This window comes from Pantoea sp. YU22 (genome assembly GCF_003970755.1).
In the GTDB taxonomy this organism is placed as follows: Bacteria; Pseudomonadota; Gammaproteobacteria; order Enterobacterales; family Enterobacteriaceae; genus Pantoea; species Pantoea piersonii.
This window is the reverse complement of the sequence record NZ_RYDU01000003.1, coordinates 171,021-185,166: the sequence shown is the minus strand read 5'-3', so window position 1 is coordinate 185,166 and position 14,146 is coordinate 171,021. Positions and strand designations below refer to the sequence as shown.

General features: G+C 59.4%; 15 protein-coding genes. 6 read left to right on the top strand and 9 right to left on the bottom strand.

The window, feature by feature from the left end:
* Nucleotides 1–4 precede the first annotated feature (4 nt).
* Complete coding sequence (gene thiI, locus EKL29_RS07520; protein ID WP_120451274.1) at nt 5–1,453, bottom strand: tRNA uracil 4-sulfurtransferase ThiI; 1,449 nt, start codon at nt 1,451–1,453, stop codon at nt 5–7.
* A gap of 231 nt (nt 1,454–1,684) precedes the next feature.
* On the opposite strand from thiI, the gene xseB reads away from it, so the two are divergent.
* The 4 genes from xseB (at nt 1,685) to EKL29_RS07500 (ending at nt 5,748) form a co-directional block, all read left to right on the top strand.
* On the top strand, nt 1,685–1,927 hold the full coding sequence (xseB, locus tag EKL29_RS07515; RefSeq protein WP_120451273.1) for an exodeoxyribonuclease VII small subunit: 243 nt from the start codon (nt 1,685–1,687) through the stop codon (nt 1,925–1,927).
* A complete protein-coding gene (gene ispA / locus EKL29_RS07510) occupies nt 1,927–2,826 on the top strand; it encodes a (2E,6E)-farnesyl diphosphate synthase (RefSeq protein ID WP_126689258.1) in 900 nt (299 codons plus the stop codon). Before xseB ends, ispA begins: the two co-directional genes overlap by 1 nt.
* A 19-nt stretch (nt 2,827–2,845) precedes the next feature.
* Nucleotides 2,846–4,711 (top strand): 1-deoxy-D-xylulose-5-phosphate synthase, encoded by a 1,866-nt coding sequence (gene dxs / locus EKL29_RS07505; RefSeq protein WP_126689257.1) that lies wholly within the window; start codon nt 2,846–2,848, stop codon nt 4,709–4,711.
* Between the two features lie 62 nt (nt 4,712–4,773).
* Nucleotides 4,774–5,748, top strand: coding sequence for an aldo/keto reductase (locus tag EKL29_RS07500; RefSeq protein WP_126689256.1), 975 nt, complete (start codon nt 4,774–4,776; stop codon nt 5,746–5,748).
* A gap of 160 nt (nt 5,749–5,908) precedes the next feature.
* Here the strand turns inward: EKL29_RS07500 and pgpA are convergent, their stop codons facing one another.
* The 6 genes from pgpA to nrdR all read right to left on the bottom strand — a co-directional run bounded on the left by pgpA (nt 5,909) and on the right by nrdR (nt 9,975).
* Complete coding sequence (gene pgpA / locus EKL29_RS07495; protein ID WP_371315516.1) at nt 5,909–6,448, bottom strand: phosphatidylglycerophosphatase A; 540 nt, start codon at nt 6,446–6,448, stop codon at nt 5,909–5,911.
* The gene (gene thiL, locus EKL29_RS07490; RefSeq protein WP_126689255.1) at nt 6,393–7,370 is read right to left on the bottom strand and encodes a thiamine-phosphate kinase; all 978 of its coding nucleotides are present in this window, start codon (nt 7,368–7,370) and stop codon (nt 6,393–6,395) included. The genes pgpA and thiL overlap by 56 nt, the downstream gene beginning before the upstream one ends.
* A 50-nt stretch (nt 7,371–7,420) precedes the next feature.
* Nucleotides 7,421–7,840 (bottom strand): transcription antitermination factor NusB, encoded by a 420-nt coding sequence (nusB, locus tag EKL29_RS07485; protein ID WP_120451267.1) that lies wholly within the window; start codon nt 7,838–7,840, stop codon nt 7,421–7,423.
* Between the two features lie 19 nt (nt 7,841–7,859).
* Nucleotides 7,860–8,330, bottom strand: a complete 471-nt coding sequence (ribE, locus tag EKL29_RS07480; protein ID WP_103795113.1) for a 6,7-dimethyl-8-ribityllumazine synthase — start codon at nt 8,328–8,330, stop codon at nt 7,860–7,862.
* An 89-nt stretch (nt 8,331–8,419) separates the two neighbouring features.
* Nucleotides 8,420–9,523 carry a bifunctional diaminohydroxyphosphoribosylaminopyrimidine deaminase/5-amino-6-(5-phosphoribosylamino)uracil reductase RibD gene (gene ribD / locus EKL29_RS07475; RefSeq protein ID WP_126689254.1) on the bottom strand — a complete coding sequence of 368 codons (1,104 nt, stop codon included), beginning with the start codon at nt 9,521–9,523 and terminating at the stop codon, nt 8,420–8,422.
* A gap of 2 nt (nt 9,524–9,525) precedes the next feature.
* Nucleotides 9,526–9,975 carry a transcriptional regulator NrdR gene (gene nrdR, locus EKL29_RS07470; protein ID WP_120451265.1) on the bottom strand — a complete coding sequence of 150 codons (450 nt, stop codon included), beginning with the start codon at nt 9,973–9,975 and terminating at the stop codon, nt 9,526–9,528.
* Nucleotides 9,976–10,151: 176 nt separating this feature from the next.
* Between nrdR and lysM the strand changes: the two genes are divergently transcribed.
* Together lysM and EKL29_RS07460 are read left to right on the top strand one after the other, a co-directional pair.
* Nucleotides 10,152–10,589 (top strand): peptidoglycan-binding protein LysM, encoded by a 438-nt coding sequence (gene lysM / locus EKL29_RS07465; protein WP_120451264.1) that lies wholly within the window; start codon nt 10,152–10,154, stop codon nt 10,587–10,589.
* A gap of 17 nt (nt 10,590–10,606) precedes the next feature.
* Entirely contained in the window at nt 10,607–11,170 is a 564-nt protein-coding gene (locus EKL29_RS07460; protein ID WP_126689253.1) for a DUF3251 domain-containing protein, read from the top strand.
* A gap of 141 nt (nt 11,171–11,311) precedes the next feature.
* On the opposite strand, the gene secF is transcribed toward EKL29_RS07460, so the two are convergent.
* Entirely contained in the window at nt 11,312–12,280 is a 969-nt protein-coding gene (gene secF, locus EKL29_RS07455; protein ID WP_120451262.1) for a protein translocase subunit SecF, read from the bottom strand.
* A 10-nt stretch (nt 12,281–12,290) separates the two neighbouring features.
* Entirely contained in the window at nt 12,291–14,138 is a 1,848-nt protein-coding gene (gene secD, locus EKL29_RS07450; protein ID WP_120451261.1) for a protein translocase subunit SecD, read from the bottom strand.
* Nucleotides 14,139–14,146: the final 8 nt, after the last annotated feature.

Here is a 14,146-nt window from a genome sequence, read left to right as displayed (position 1 = left end):
TCTTTTACGGACGATAAACCTTCACGTTTTTAAAGCCCTGCTCATGCAGATAGAGCGCCTGCAGCTTGCTCATCACGCCGCGATCGCAGTAGAGCAGCCAGGTTTTGCTCTGGTCGAGATCGGCGAACTGGCTGCTGAGCTTGTAAAACGGCAGCGATTTCACCTCGGTGCCCTGCAGCGCCAGCGGCTTATCTTCCTGCTCGTCAATGGCGCGGATATCCAGCACCCTATCGTCGCTGCCGAACGAGTCCACGGTTTCAACTTCCACCACTTCCTCTTCGGCCTGCTCGGCGATATCGCGAATATCGACGTTGCTCGCCTCTTCCACTACGCGCTGCAGAATGCTGAAGTCGAAATGCTGCTCTTCCGCCTCAATCTTCGCTTTCACCGCTTTTACCGTCGGGCTTTTAGAAATCACGCCGCAATATTCCGGCATGGTGCGGGCAAAATCTTCAGTGCCGATGTCGCGCGCCACCTTGATGATGTGCTCTTTATCGTGCGAGATCAGCGGACGCAGGATCAGGGTATCGGAGGCGTTATCGATCAGGCGCAGGTTGGTCAGCGTCTGGCTGGATACCTGGCCGAGCGCTTCGCCGGTCACCAGCGCCTGAACGCCATAGCGCTCTGCGACCATTGACGCGGCGCGCACCATCATGCGCTTCAGCACCACGCCCATCTGGCCGTCATCTACTTTTTCCAGAATCTCGCCGACCACCGGCTCGAAGTTAATCGCTACAAAGCGCACGCGATGCGAGCGGCCGAAGCGGTTCCAGATATAGTGCGCGACCTGACGCACGCCGATTTCATGCGCTGCGCCGCCGAGATTAAAGAAGCAGTAGTGTACGCGGCAGCCGCGGCGCAGCAGCATATAGCTGGAGACGCCAGAGTCGAATCCGCCAGAGATCAGCGACAGCACATCTTCCTGCGTGCCGATCGGGAAGCCGCCCAGCCCCTCATAGCGCCCGGTGATCAGCAGCAGGCGATCGTTCTCGATTTCGAGATGCACGGTAACGTCCGGCTTGTTGAGCTGCACCTTCGCGCTGGCGATATGCTGATTCAGGCCGCCGCCGACGTAGCGCTCTACGTCCTGCGAGCTAAACTCATGTTTACCGCGGCGCTTAACGCGCACGCAGAAGCTTTTGTTTTGCAGGCTGTCGCCATAGAGCGCCAGCGTCTGCTCAAAAATATCGTGCACGTCGGTATAGGCACGGTCTTCGACCGACAGCACATGGTGAATGCCGGGAATGCGGGTGAGCTCATCCACAATCACGCCGCGCAGCCCTTCGTCTTTCGAACGGACTTCGATGTGATCCCAGTGACGCACCACGGCGATATCCTCACCGACGGTTTTCAGCACGTTGCGAATATTGCTGGTGAGGATTTTAATAAAGCGCAATCGCACCGACTGACTTTTGATGGTGATTTCGGGAAATAACTTGATGATAAACTTCATGGCGACACGAATTCGTTGGGCAAATAAGTGCGAGCACGCGGCACTTAGCTGGTAAAATCACAAAAATTGTGGGCTAAAGGGCGCATCCGCATCCGAGGCGCGAGAGTATATCACCTTTGTCAGATGACTGCTTCTGCAACCGCAGTCACATTGATTATTTTGCTAATCAAACGCTCTCCGCTACCATGACCGATTACGAGATAAAGTCTTACACGTGAGTCGACACTGAATATGCCGAAAAAAGCCGAACCGCCCGCTAGTTTTGAAACCTCCTTACAGCAGTTGGAGCAGATCGTCAGCCGGCTGGAGAGCGGCGAGCTGCCGCTTGAAGAGGCGCTGAATGAGTTTGAGCGCGGCGTACAGCTGGCGCGCAACGGTCAGCAAACGTTGCAACAGGCCGAGCAGCGCGTACGCATTCTGCTCAGCGACGATAAAGAGGCCGATCTCAGCGCCTTCACACCGGAAAAAGAGTAATGGATTTTATTCACCTGCTGAGCGTTTATCCGGAACGCGCAAACGCTGCGCTGTCGCGCTTGTTAGAGCCGCTTCCCTTTCAGAGTTCTCCTCTGGTTAATGCCATGCGTTATGGGGCATTATTGGGCGGTAAACGCCTGCGTCCTTTTCTGGTCTACGCCACCGGCGAAATGTTTAACGCGGACCCGACGAGCCTCGATGCGCCTGCCGCCGCCGTGGAATGCATTCACGCCTACTCCCTGATCCATGACGACCTGCCAGCGATGGATGATGACGCGTTACGCCGCGGCCAGCCGACCTGCCATATTAAGTATGGCGAAGATACGGCGATACTCGCAGGCGATGCGCTGCAAACCCTGGCGTTCTCTATTCTGGCTGAAGAGCCGATGCCGGGCGTCAGCGACGCAAGCCGCATCGCAATGATTGCCGAACTGGCGCGCGCCAGCGGCGTAGCGGGCATGTGCGGCGGCCAGGCGCTCGATTTAGCGGCGGAAGGCCAGCGCGTCGGGCTGGAACAGCTGGAGCAGATCCATCGCCATAAAACCGGCGCGCTGATCCGCGCCGCCGTGCGCCTTGGCGCGCTCGCGGCAGGCGAACGCGGACGCGACGCGCTGCCCGCGCTGGATCGCTACGCTGACGCGATCGGCCTCGCGTTTCAGGTGCAGGACGATATTCTTGATGTGGTAGGCGACAGCGCGGTTACCGGCAAAAAACAGGGTGCCGATCAGGATCTGGATAAAAGCACCTACCCGTCGCTGCTGGGGCTTGATAACGCCCGAGCGAAAGCCAGGGAGCTTCACCAGCAAGCGCTGAGCGCGCTGGATATTCTTGCGGCGCAATCGTTAGACACCACAGCATTGCAGGCGCTGGCAAGCTTCATAATTGAACGCGACAAATAACTTCCATAATGAGTCTCTGATGAGTTTTGATATTGCAAAATACCCGACACTGGCGCAGGCAAGCACCGTTGAGGAGCTGCGTTCTCTCCCGAAAGAGACGCTTCCGGCGCTGTGCGATGAACTCCGTCAATACCTGCTGGACAGCGTGAGCCGCTCAAGCGGCCATTTCGCTTCGGGTCTGGGCGTCGTCGAGCTGACCGTCGCGCTGCATTACGTCTATAACACCCCGTTCGATCACCTGGTGTGGGACGTCGGGCATCAGGCCTACCCGCATAAAATTCTGACCGGCCGTCGCGATCGCATCGGCACCATTCGCCAGAAAAACGGCCTGCATCCTTTCCCATGGCGCGGCGAGAGCGAATATGACGTGCTGAGCGTCGGGCACTCTTCGACTTCGATCAGCGCCGGGCTGGGCATGGCGGCGGCGGCGGAGCGCGAAGGCCTGGGTCGCCGCACCGCCTGTATCATCGGCGACGGGGCAATCACCGCCGGTATGGCGTTTGAGGCGATGAACCACGCGGGCGATATTAAGCCCGATATGCTGGTGATCCTTAACGACAACGAGATGTCGATCTCTGAGAATGTCGGCGCGCTGAACAACCGTCTGGCGCAGATCCTCTCCGGCAAAACCTACTCGCGCCTGCGCGAAGGCGGTAAACGCGTGCTGGGCGGACTGCCGCCGATCAAAGAGCTGGTGAAGCGCACCGAAGAGCACCTGAAAGGCATGGTGGTGCCAGGCACGCTGTTTGAAGAGCTGGGCTTTAACTATATCGGCCCGGTCGACGGTCACGACGTCCTGACGCTGGTCACCACGCTGAAGAACATGCGCAGCCTGAAAGGGCCGCAGTTCCTGCATATTATGACCAAAAAGGGCAAAGGCTACGCGCCGGCAGAAGAAGATCCCATTGCCTGGCACGCAGTGCCGAAGTTCGATCCCGCCAGCGGCGCGCTGCCTAAAAGCGCCGGGGGTCTGCCCAGCTATTCTAAAATTTTCGGCAACTGGCTGTGCGAAATGGCGCAGGACGATCCGAAGCTAATGGCGGTCACGCCCGCGATGCGCGAAGGCTCCGGCATGGTGGAGTTTTCACGACGCTATCCGTCCCAGTACTTCGACGTGGCGATTGCCGAACAGCACGCGGTTACGTTCGCTGCCGGTATGGCGATCGGCGGCTATAAGCCGATTGTGGCGATCTACTCGACTTTCCTGCAGCGCGCCTACGATCAGGTGATCCACGACGTGGCGATCCAGAAGCTGCCGGTGCTGTTCGCTATCGATCGTGGCGGCATCGTCGGCGCCGACGGCCAGACTCACCAGGGCGCATTCGACCTCGCGTTTCTGCGCTGCGTGCCGGAGATGGTGATTATGACGCCGAGCGACGAGAACGAATGCCGTCAGATGCTCTATACCGGCTATCACTATCAGGACGGGCCGAGCGCGGTGCGCTATCCGCGCGGCAACGCGGTCGGCGTCGAGCTGACGCCGCTGCAGAGCCTGCCGCTCGGCAAAGGCGTGGTGAAGCGCAAGGGCGAAAAGCTGGCGATCCTCAACTTCGGCACCCTGCTGCCTGCGGCGGCGGAAGCGGCGGACGCGCTCAACGCCACGCTGGTGGATATGCGCTTCGTTAAGCCGCTGGATGAGGCGCTGATCGCCGAGCTGGCGCAGAGCCATGAGTCGCTGGTCACGCTGGAAGAAGGCGCGATCAAAGGCGGCGCGGGCAGCGGCGTCAATGAGACCGTGATGGCGAAGCGCCTGCGCGTGTCGGTGCTCAACCTGGGTCTGCCGGACGAATTTATCCCGCAGGGCACGCAGGATGAAGTACGTCGCGATTACCAGCTGGACGCGCAAGGCATTCAGCAGCAAATTCGCGACTGGCTCGCTCAGTAAAATCCCCTGCCCTCCTCTCCTGCTATGCTTAGCTGATTGTTTAATGCATAGCAGGAGTCTTCATGAAAACCACGCAGTTAGGCAACACCGACCTTCAGGTTTCCCGCCTCTGTCTCGGCTGTATGACGTTTGGCGAACCGGATCGCGGTCGTCACGCCTGGACGCTGCCGGAAGAGAGCAGCCGTCCGCTGATCCGCCAGGCGCTGGAAGCGGGCATCAACTTTTTCGATACCGCGAATAGCTATTCCGATGGCAGCAGTGAAGAGATTGTCGGCCGCGCGCTGAAAGCGTTCGCGCGGCGCGAGGATATTGTGGTCGCCACCAAGGTTTACTTCCCGCTCAGCAATCTGTCGCAGGGTCTGTCGCGCAAAAATATTATGCAGTCGATCGACGACAGTTTGCAGCGCCTGGATATGGAGTATGTCGATCTGCTGCAAATTCACCGCTGGGATTATGAAACGCCGCTGGAAGAGACGCTGGAAGCGCTGAGCGACGTGGTGAAAGCGGGCAAAGCGCGTTATATCGGCGCCTCTTCTATGTACGCCTGGCAGTTCGCTAAAGCGGTGTACACGCAGCGCCAGCATGGCTGGGCGCAGTTCGTCAGCATGCAGGATCAGTACAACCTGATTCAGCGCGAAGAGGAGCGCGAGATGCATCCGCTCTGTCTGGCGGAGAATATCGCCGTGTTGCCCTGGAGTCCGCTGGCGCGCGGCAGGCTGACGCGTCCCTGGGGAGAGACCACAGCGCGTTCGGTATCGGATGAGTTCGGCAAAACCCTCTACAGCGCCACGGAAGAGAACGATGCAGCTATCGCACAGCGCGTAGAGGCGATTGCCGCGCAGAAAGGCGTCAGCCGCGCGCAGGTCGCGCTCGCCTGGCTGCTGCATAAGCCCGCCGTCACCGCGCCGATTATCGGGGCATCGCGCGCCGAACAGTTAGCGGATCTTGTGAAAGCAGTTGAGGTCACGCTGAGCGCGGAGGAGATTGCCGAGCTGGAGACGGTCTATCAGCCCCATCCGGTAGTGGGATTCGAATAAGGTTCTTTTTCAGGCCGCACGACCCTGGCGGAAGCGGGTGGCGTGGGCAGAAGAGCAAAGCGTCCCGCGCCAGGGATGGCGCGGGCCGAGCGAGCATGGATGCCTGGAGCGACTTTGCGATCGGCCCACGCCACCCGCATGGGCACGTTATACCAGCCTGTCAGAATCCCAGCCAGCGCCCCGCCGCATAGAGCAGCGCCGCTGAGATCACGCCGGCGATAATATCATCCACCATAATCCCCATGCCGCCGTGAACGTTGCGGTCGAACCAGCGGATCGGCCAGGGCTTCCACATATCGAAAATGCGGAATATGACAAAACCGGCCAGCACCCACTGCCAGGTATGCGCCGGGATCGCCATCAGCGTAATCCACATGCCGATAAACTCATCCCAGACAATGCTGCCGTGATCGTGCACGCCCATATCTTTAGCGGTGCGGTGACAGAGATACACGCCAAGACTGATCCCCAGCAGCACGATCAGCGAGTAGAGATCCTGCGGCAGCCGCGCCATCAGCCACCAGAAAGGGATCGCCGCCAGCGATCCCATCGTGCCTGGCACAAAAGGACTTAATCCGCTGCCGAAACCGGTGGCGAGCAGATGCCAGGGATTGCCCATGCGCAGACGGCTTTTCGCCACATCCTTATTTAGCGTCAAAATGATCAAATCCCTTATGACTGAAGGTAACCGGTTTGCCATGCTCCAGCAGCGTCAGCCCTTCTGCTTCCGGCATCAGCTGCCCGATACAGGTAAAGGGCACGCCAAGGTGGCCCAGCGCGACGTCAAGCGCGCCGCGGTTCATCTCCGGTACGGTAAAGCAGAGCTCATAATCCTCGCCGCCGCTCAGCGCCCAGCGCTGCACCTGCTCAGGCTCGAAGTGGTCGCGCAGCGCGGGTGACAGCGGCAGCGCGTCGAGATTAAGCCGCGCGCCGCAGCCACTCGCCTTGAGAATATGGCCGAGGTCGGAAATCAGACCGTCGGAAATATCGATTGCCGCCGAGGCGAGCGAACGCAGCGCCTGTCCCTGCAGGATGCGCGGCATCGGCCGCAGATGGCGCTTAATCAGCACTTCATGCACCGCCGGATCGTTGATACGGCGATGATGCTGCAGCAGCGCCAGACCCGCCGCGCTGTCGCCCAGCGTGCCGGTCACGTAAATCCAGTCGCCCGGCTTCGCGCCGGAACGTTTCAGCGCGCGCCCTTGCGGCACCAGACCGTGAATGCCGAGCGTCAGGCTCAGCGGACCACGCGTGGTATCGCCACCTACCAGCTGCATATCGTAATACTCCAGCAGCTCGAACAGGCTTTCGCTGAAGGCTTTCAGCCAGGCCTCGTCGACCTCCGGCAGCGTCAGCGCCAGCGTCAGCCACGCTGGATCGGCGCCCATCGCCGCCAGATCGCTGAGATTAACCGCCAGCGCTTTATAGCCGAGATCGGCAGGATGGATATCGCGTAAAAAGTGGACGCCCGCCACCAGCGTATCGGTGCTGATCGCCAGCGTCTGTTTCTCTGGCACGCTCATCAGCGCGCAGTCGTCGCCGATGCCGGTTTCGACATCCCGGCGGCTGCGGGTTCTGCGATTGAAATAGCGTGCGATGAGTTCGAATTCGCCACAGGACATGATTGCGTTCCGCTTACTGATGAAAAAAGGCCAGCAAGCTGGCCTTTTCTTTATTTGCGATTGGGTCTGATTTGTGGAGCGGCTTTATCCAGCACGCCGTTGACGAACTTATGGCTGTCTTCAGCGCCAAACACTTTCGCCAGCTCGATCCCTTCGTTGATGGCCACTTTATAGGGCACATCATCGCGCTTGCTCAGTTCATACAGCGAAATACGCAGGATTGCTTTTTCTACCTGGCCCAGCTCTTCCAGCTGGCGCGACAGGTAAGGTTTCATCAGCCCATCCAGATACGCGCTGTTGGTCGCCACACCGGACAGCAGTTCGCGGAAATAGGTAATGTCGACGTCTTTGACGTCTTGTTCCGCCAGAAACTGGTATTCCACATCGGCAATGTCGTTTTTAGACAACTGCCAGGAGTAGAGCGCCTGGACAGCGCACTCGCGGGCGCGGCGACGAGCAGCAGGTTTCACAAAATTCCCCTTACAAAAATCAGGCTTTGATGGCTTTCAATACGTTAATCATTTCAAGTGCGGTCAGGGCCGCTTCGGCGCCTTTGTTACCCGCTTTGGTACCGGCACGCTCAATAGCCTGCTCGATATTTTCCGTGGTCAGCACGCCGAACGTTACCGGGATTTCGCTGGTCATCGCGACATTAGCGATGCCGGAGCTGGCTTCGCCGGCGACATATTCAAAGTGAGCGGTGCCGCCGCGAATAACGGTGCCCAGCGCCACAATGGCGTCGTGCTTGCCGCTGTTCGCCAGCGCGCGGGCTGCCAGCGGCAGTTCGTACGCGCCTGGAACCCAGACGACGGTGATGTTTTCATCTTTCACCTGACCGATACGCTTCAGGGCATCGATCGCGCCGTCCAGCAGGCTGTCGTTGATGAAGTTGTTAAAACGCGCGATGACGATGGCAACATTGGCCTCAGGCGTGGCAACAGCAGCTTCGATAACTTTCATACTTATCCTTTCAGGGTTTTGTTATGGCCCCGCAGGGGGGCGGATTCTATCACACTCTTTGGCGGCGTGCTCTCGCTTTTCCGCCACTGTCAGCGCGGCGTCAGCGTCAGGCGCAGATCGGGGCCGACCTGGCGCACGTCGCAGAATGAAAAGGCTGGCGCATCAGCCAGACGCTGCAGGCCAGGCAGCTGACACAGGCCGCGCGCGGCGTCGCCGAGCAGCGTTGGTGCCAGATAGACAATCAGCTCATCCACCACGCCCGCCTGCAGCAGCGCGCCAGCCAGCGACGCGCCCGCTTCGACCCACAGGCTGTTCACCTGTCGTTTGCCGAGCAGCATCATCAGCGCTACCAGATCGAGCTGCTCTCCGCGCCGCGGCACAGCTATCTGCGTCACGCTCTCCGGCCAGGGCTGCTCGTCAGGCGCGGCGCGCATCAGCCAGGTTTCACCCGGCTGCGTAATCAGTTTATGCTGCGGCGTAACCCGGTTGCGGCTGTCCACCACTACGCGCAGCGGCTGGCGCAGCGCAGCTTCGTCCAGCAGCGAACGCGACGCTTCATCCAGCTCTGGCCAGCGCACCGTCAGCGAAGGATTATCCGCCAGTACGGTGCTGCTACTGCTGAGAATAGCGGAACTTTGCGCGCGCAGACGCTGCACGTCTCGACGGGCGGCGGCCGAGGTAATCCACTGGCTTTCGCCGCTCGCCATGGCGGTACGGCCATCGAGCGAGGCGCCGAGCTTGAGCTGAACAAAAGGAAAGCCGGTGCGCATACGCTTCAGGAAACCGCGATTCAGCGCCTCCGCTTCCGCCATCATCAGGCCGTGGCTCACCGCGATGCCCGCCTGCTGCAGGCGGTAGAGACCGCGCCCGGCGACCTGCGGATTGGGATCCTGCATCGCCGCGACCACGCGGCTGACGCCGGCGGCGATCAAGGCGTCGCAGCACGGCGGCGTGCGGCCGTGATGGCTGCAAGGCTCCAGCGTAACGTAAGCGGTCGCGCCGCGCGCCCTGTCACCCGCCATGCGCAGCGCATGCACTTCGGCATGCGGCTCACCAGCACGCTGATGCCATCCTTCGCCGACTATCGCGCCGTCGCGCACGATAACGCAGCCCACGTTGGGATTGGGCGTCGTTGTGAAACGTCCGCGCCGCGCCAGTTCCAGCGCGCGCGCCATATAGCGTTCATCAGTCATGGTTAATCCTGTAACTTAGCGATCTCCGCGCCGAAATCGCGAATATCTTCAAAGCTGCGGTAGACCGAGGCGAAACGGATATAGGCGACCTTATCCAGCTTTTTCAGCTCGTCCATCACCAGATTGCCGATCAGCTTGCTGGGAATTTCCCGCTCGCCGGTGGCGCGCAGCTGAGTTTTGATATGGTTTACCGCGCTTTCGACCGCATCGGCGCTCACCGGACGCTTCTCCAGCGCCTTCATCATGCCGCTGCTGAGCTTGTCTTCGTTAAAGGGTTCGCGCACGTCATTGCTTTTCACTACCCGCGGCATCACCAGCTCCGCCACTTCGAAGGTAGTGAAACGCTCATGGCACACCAGACACTGACGGCGACGCCGCACGGACGATCCTTCGCTAACCAGACGGGAATCAATGACTTTCGTGTCCACAGCTGAGCAAAATGGGCAGTGCATGACGGTTCCTGACGCTAAATAAATGGGCCACACAGTGTAGCGCGAATGGCAAGTCAACAAAATGTATAAGCGTGCCTTTCCACTTTTGCCTTTCGGCAGGAGACGTAGCGAGAAAAAGTCTATGCTTAATGATGTCGTCAGAAAGGCGGCTTACACCACGACAATCTGGAGGATATATGGGTTTGTTTAACTTTGTGAAAGAGGCAGGCGAAAAACTGTGGGACGCAGTATCCAGCCATGATGACGCCAGCAAAAAGCTGAAGGAGCACATCGACCAACTGGGCTTACCGGACAGCGACAAAGTGAACGTGGCGGTAAACGGCGACACCGTAACGGTGAGCGGCGACGGCATTTCTCAAGAGCTGAAAGAGAAAATTTTGGTGGCGGCCGGTAACGTCGCGGGCATCACCAAAGTCGACGACCAGGTTAAAACAACCGACAACGCGCCGGAAGCGGAGCTCTACACCGTGAAAAAAGGCGACACGCTGAGCGCCATCTCTAAGACCGTTTATGGCAACGCCAACGAATACAACAAAATTTTCGAAGCCAACAAACCGATGCTGACGCATCCTGATAAAATCTATCCAGGCCAGGTATTACGTATTCCTAAATAACGGAAAAGGAACGCTTTATGATCAGGACGGTTTGGGCGCCGCTGGCGTGTACGGTAGCGCTGCTAAGCGGCTGTAGCTCGACGCCCACCAGCCCAAAAGTGAATCAGCTGCATCAGGAAGTGAGCCAGCTGAATCAGCAGATGCGCCACCTGACGAATCAGGCGAGCGCTATCGAAATCCAGGGGCAGCTTAACAGCAACTCGACGCAGGGAGCCTGGCTGGTGCCACAGGCTAACACGCCGGTGGAGCTGCAAACGCAGCTCGGCAAGCTGCGCCTCTCGCTGACGCGCCTTGCCGCGGAAGCCAACGGCGCGCGCGCCAACCTCACCATTAGCGCGGCAGAGAGTCAGGCCGTTCCGGCGCTGCACGCGCGCGTGGTGTGGGGCGAGCGAGACCCGGCGACGGGCAAACCGCTGGAGGCGAGCAGCCTGAGCCAGACTATTGAGGTGCCGTCCACGCTACTGCCGCGCGCCTCGGTAACAGTGCCGCTGCGTCTGAGCGGCTTCGCGCCGGGGCAGATCGGCTTTGTACGCGTGCATGACGTCGTCGGCGACGCCCCTGCCGTTCCTGCCGCGCCGTAAGGAGCGGCACGGAGGACGGAGAGGGAAAACGGCGCACGCATCACAGCGCTGAGCGAGCGGGCGATCCCCTTCCCCTCCTTATCCGCTCCCAAACAAAACAGGCTGCCAGATGGCAGCCCGTTTTTTTATCACGCTTGCGCGTTACGGCATGATTGAAGGCTGATCCGCGCCCTCTTTCTCTACCTTCTGCACCAGCATATGTTCGCGCTTCATGCCCAGCTTCAGCGCCAGCGCGGAAGAGACATAAATCGACGAAATGGTGCCGATGGTGACACCGATCAGCATCGTCAGCGAGAAGCCTTTCAGCAGCGCGCCGCCAAAGATGAACAGGATCAGGATCATCGCCAGGGTGGTCAGCGAGGTGATCAGGGTACGGCTCAGCGTCTGGGTCAGCGACACGTTGGTAATATCGTAAGAAGAGCCGCGACGGATCTTGCGGAAGTTCTCACGAATACGGTCAGACACCACGATTTTATCGTTGAGCGAGTAGCCGATCACCGACATCAGCGAGGCGACAATAGTCAGATCGATCTCGATATGCGCCAGCGACAGAATGCCGCAGGTGATGATCACGTCATGCGCCAGCGCCAGTACGGTGCCGAGTGCCAGACGCCACTCAAAACGAAAGCCGATATAGATCAAAATCGCAATCAGCGCCGACAGCAGCGCCATCGCGCCCGCCTGCGCCAGGTCGCTGCCCACGCTCGGGCCAACGAACTCAATGCGCTTCACCGTCGCGTTCTGCTGGGTGGTCTGATTGATGATGGTAATGATCTTGTTGCCCAACTCCTGCCCAGCCGGACCGTCCATGGGCGCCATGCGCACCATCACGTCACGGCTGCTGCCGAAGTTCTGCACGATAGGATCGGCATAACCCGCTTTTTCCAGCCCGTCACGCAGCGTATCCAGCTCTGCGGGTTTCTCCAGCGCGATCTCGATCACCGTACCACCGGTAAAATCGAGACCCCAGTTGAAACCGCGCACCGAGACCATGGCGACAGACGCCACGATCAGCAGGCCGGAGATAATAAACGCCAGCGTGTCCCAGCGCATAAAGTCGACGACTTTACGCCCGTGGTTCAGCTGTTCAATATTGTATTCCTGTGCCACAACGCACTCCTCAGATAGACAGCTTGTTGATGCGTTTGCCGCCGTACACCAGGTTCACGATGGCGCGCGTTCCAACGATCGCGGTAAACATCGAGGTGGCGATACCAATAGCGGTGGTAATCGCAAAGCCTTTAATTGAACCCGTACCAACGGCATACAGGATGATGACCTTGATCAGCGTCGTTACGTTAGCGTCGACGATACTGGAGAAGGCGCCTTTATAGCCTTCATGAATCGCCTGCTGCACGGAACGTCCGTTTCTCAGCTCTTCCTTAATACGCTCGTTAATCAGTACGTTCGCATCCACCGCAACCGCCAGCGTCAGCACGATACCGGCGATACCCGGCATGGTAAGCGTGGCACCCGGCAGCAGCGACATGATGCCGACAATCAGCACCAGGTTGCACAGCAGCGCGCTGGTGGCGATCAGGCCGAACTTCTTATAGAACACCACCATAAACAGAATGGAGGCGATCAGGCCCCACAGGCAGGCTTCAAGCCCCTGCGTGATATTCTGCGCACCCATAGTCGGGCCGATGGTGCGCTCTTCCACAATCTGAATCGGCGCAATCAGCGCGCCCGCACGCAGCAGCAGCGAGAGCTGGCGCGCTTCGTTCGGGTTGTTGATGCCGGTGATGCGGAAGCTGTTGCCAAGGCGAGACTGGATATTGGCGACGTTAATCACCTCTTCCTGCTTCACCAGCACCGCGCGGCCGTTGGCGTCTTTCTTACCGCTGTCTTTGTACTCCACGAACAGGGTCGCCATCGGCTTGCCGATATTGTCCTTGGTGAAGGTAGACATGATATTGCCGCCCGCGCCGTCCAGCGAGATATTCACCTGCGGCTGGTTGTACTCATCCATGCTGGACGTTGAGTCGGTGATGTGGTCACCGGTCAGGATCACGCGCTTGTAGAGCACAACCGGCTGGCCTTCACGCGTCTGTTTCACTTCCGAGTCGCCCGGCACGCGGCCGTTGGCGGCGGCAGTCGGATCGGCGGTGGTATTGACCAGACGGAATTCCAGAGTAGCGGTGGCGCCGAGGATCTCTTTGGCGCGCGCGGTATCCTGGATGCCCGGCAGTTCAACCACGATGCGGTCAGTTCCCTGACGCTGCACCAGCGGTTCGGCGACGCCGAGCTGGTTAACGCGGTTACGCAGGATAGTGATGTTCTGCTGAACGGCGTACTCGCGCGCTTCGCTGAGGCGCGCATCGCTCATCACCGCGCGCAGCGCATCGCTGCCGCTGGAAGAGATCACCAGGTCGCGATGGCGAGCAGTCAGCCAGTTAATCGCCTCATCGCGGCTGTTGCCGTCGCGGAAACGGATTTCCACGCCGTAGTTGGCGATTTTATTGACGTTGGTATAAGGGATATTTTTTTCGCGCAGGTCGCTGCGCAGGCTGTCGGCATTCTGCTCCTGCAGCTTGCCCAGCGCGGTGTCCATATCCACTTCCATCAGGAAGTGCACGCCGCCGCGCAGATCCAGACCGAGCTTCATCGGTTCAGCCGCCAGCAGGCTCAGCCAGCGCGGCGTAGCCGGCGCAAGGTTGAGCGCGACGACGTAGTTTTCGCCAAGCTTATTCACTATCGCTTCACGGGCGCGCAGCTGCACATCCGTATTGGCGAAGCGCGCCAGGATGGCGCCGTTTTCCAGCGCGAGGGATTTGCTCTGGATATTCTCTTGTTTTAACAGGTTCTGAATCTGATCCAGCGTTTGCTCACTGGCGGCGGCGCCGCGCGCGCCAGTGATCTGAACAGCCGGATCCTCACCATACAGGTTGGGAAGCGCATAGAGCAGGCCGACAAGAATGACGACGACCAGCATCACGTACTTCCACAAAGGATAACGATTTAACACGGCAGTTC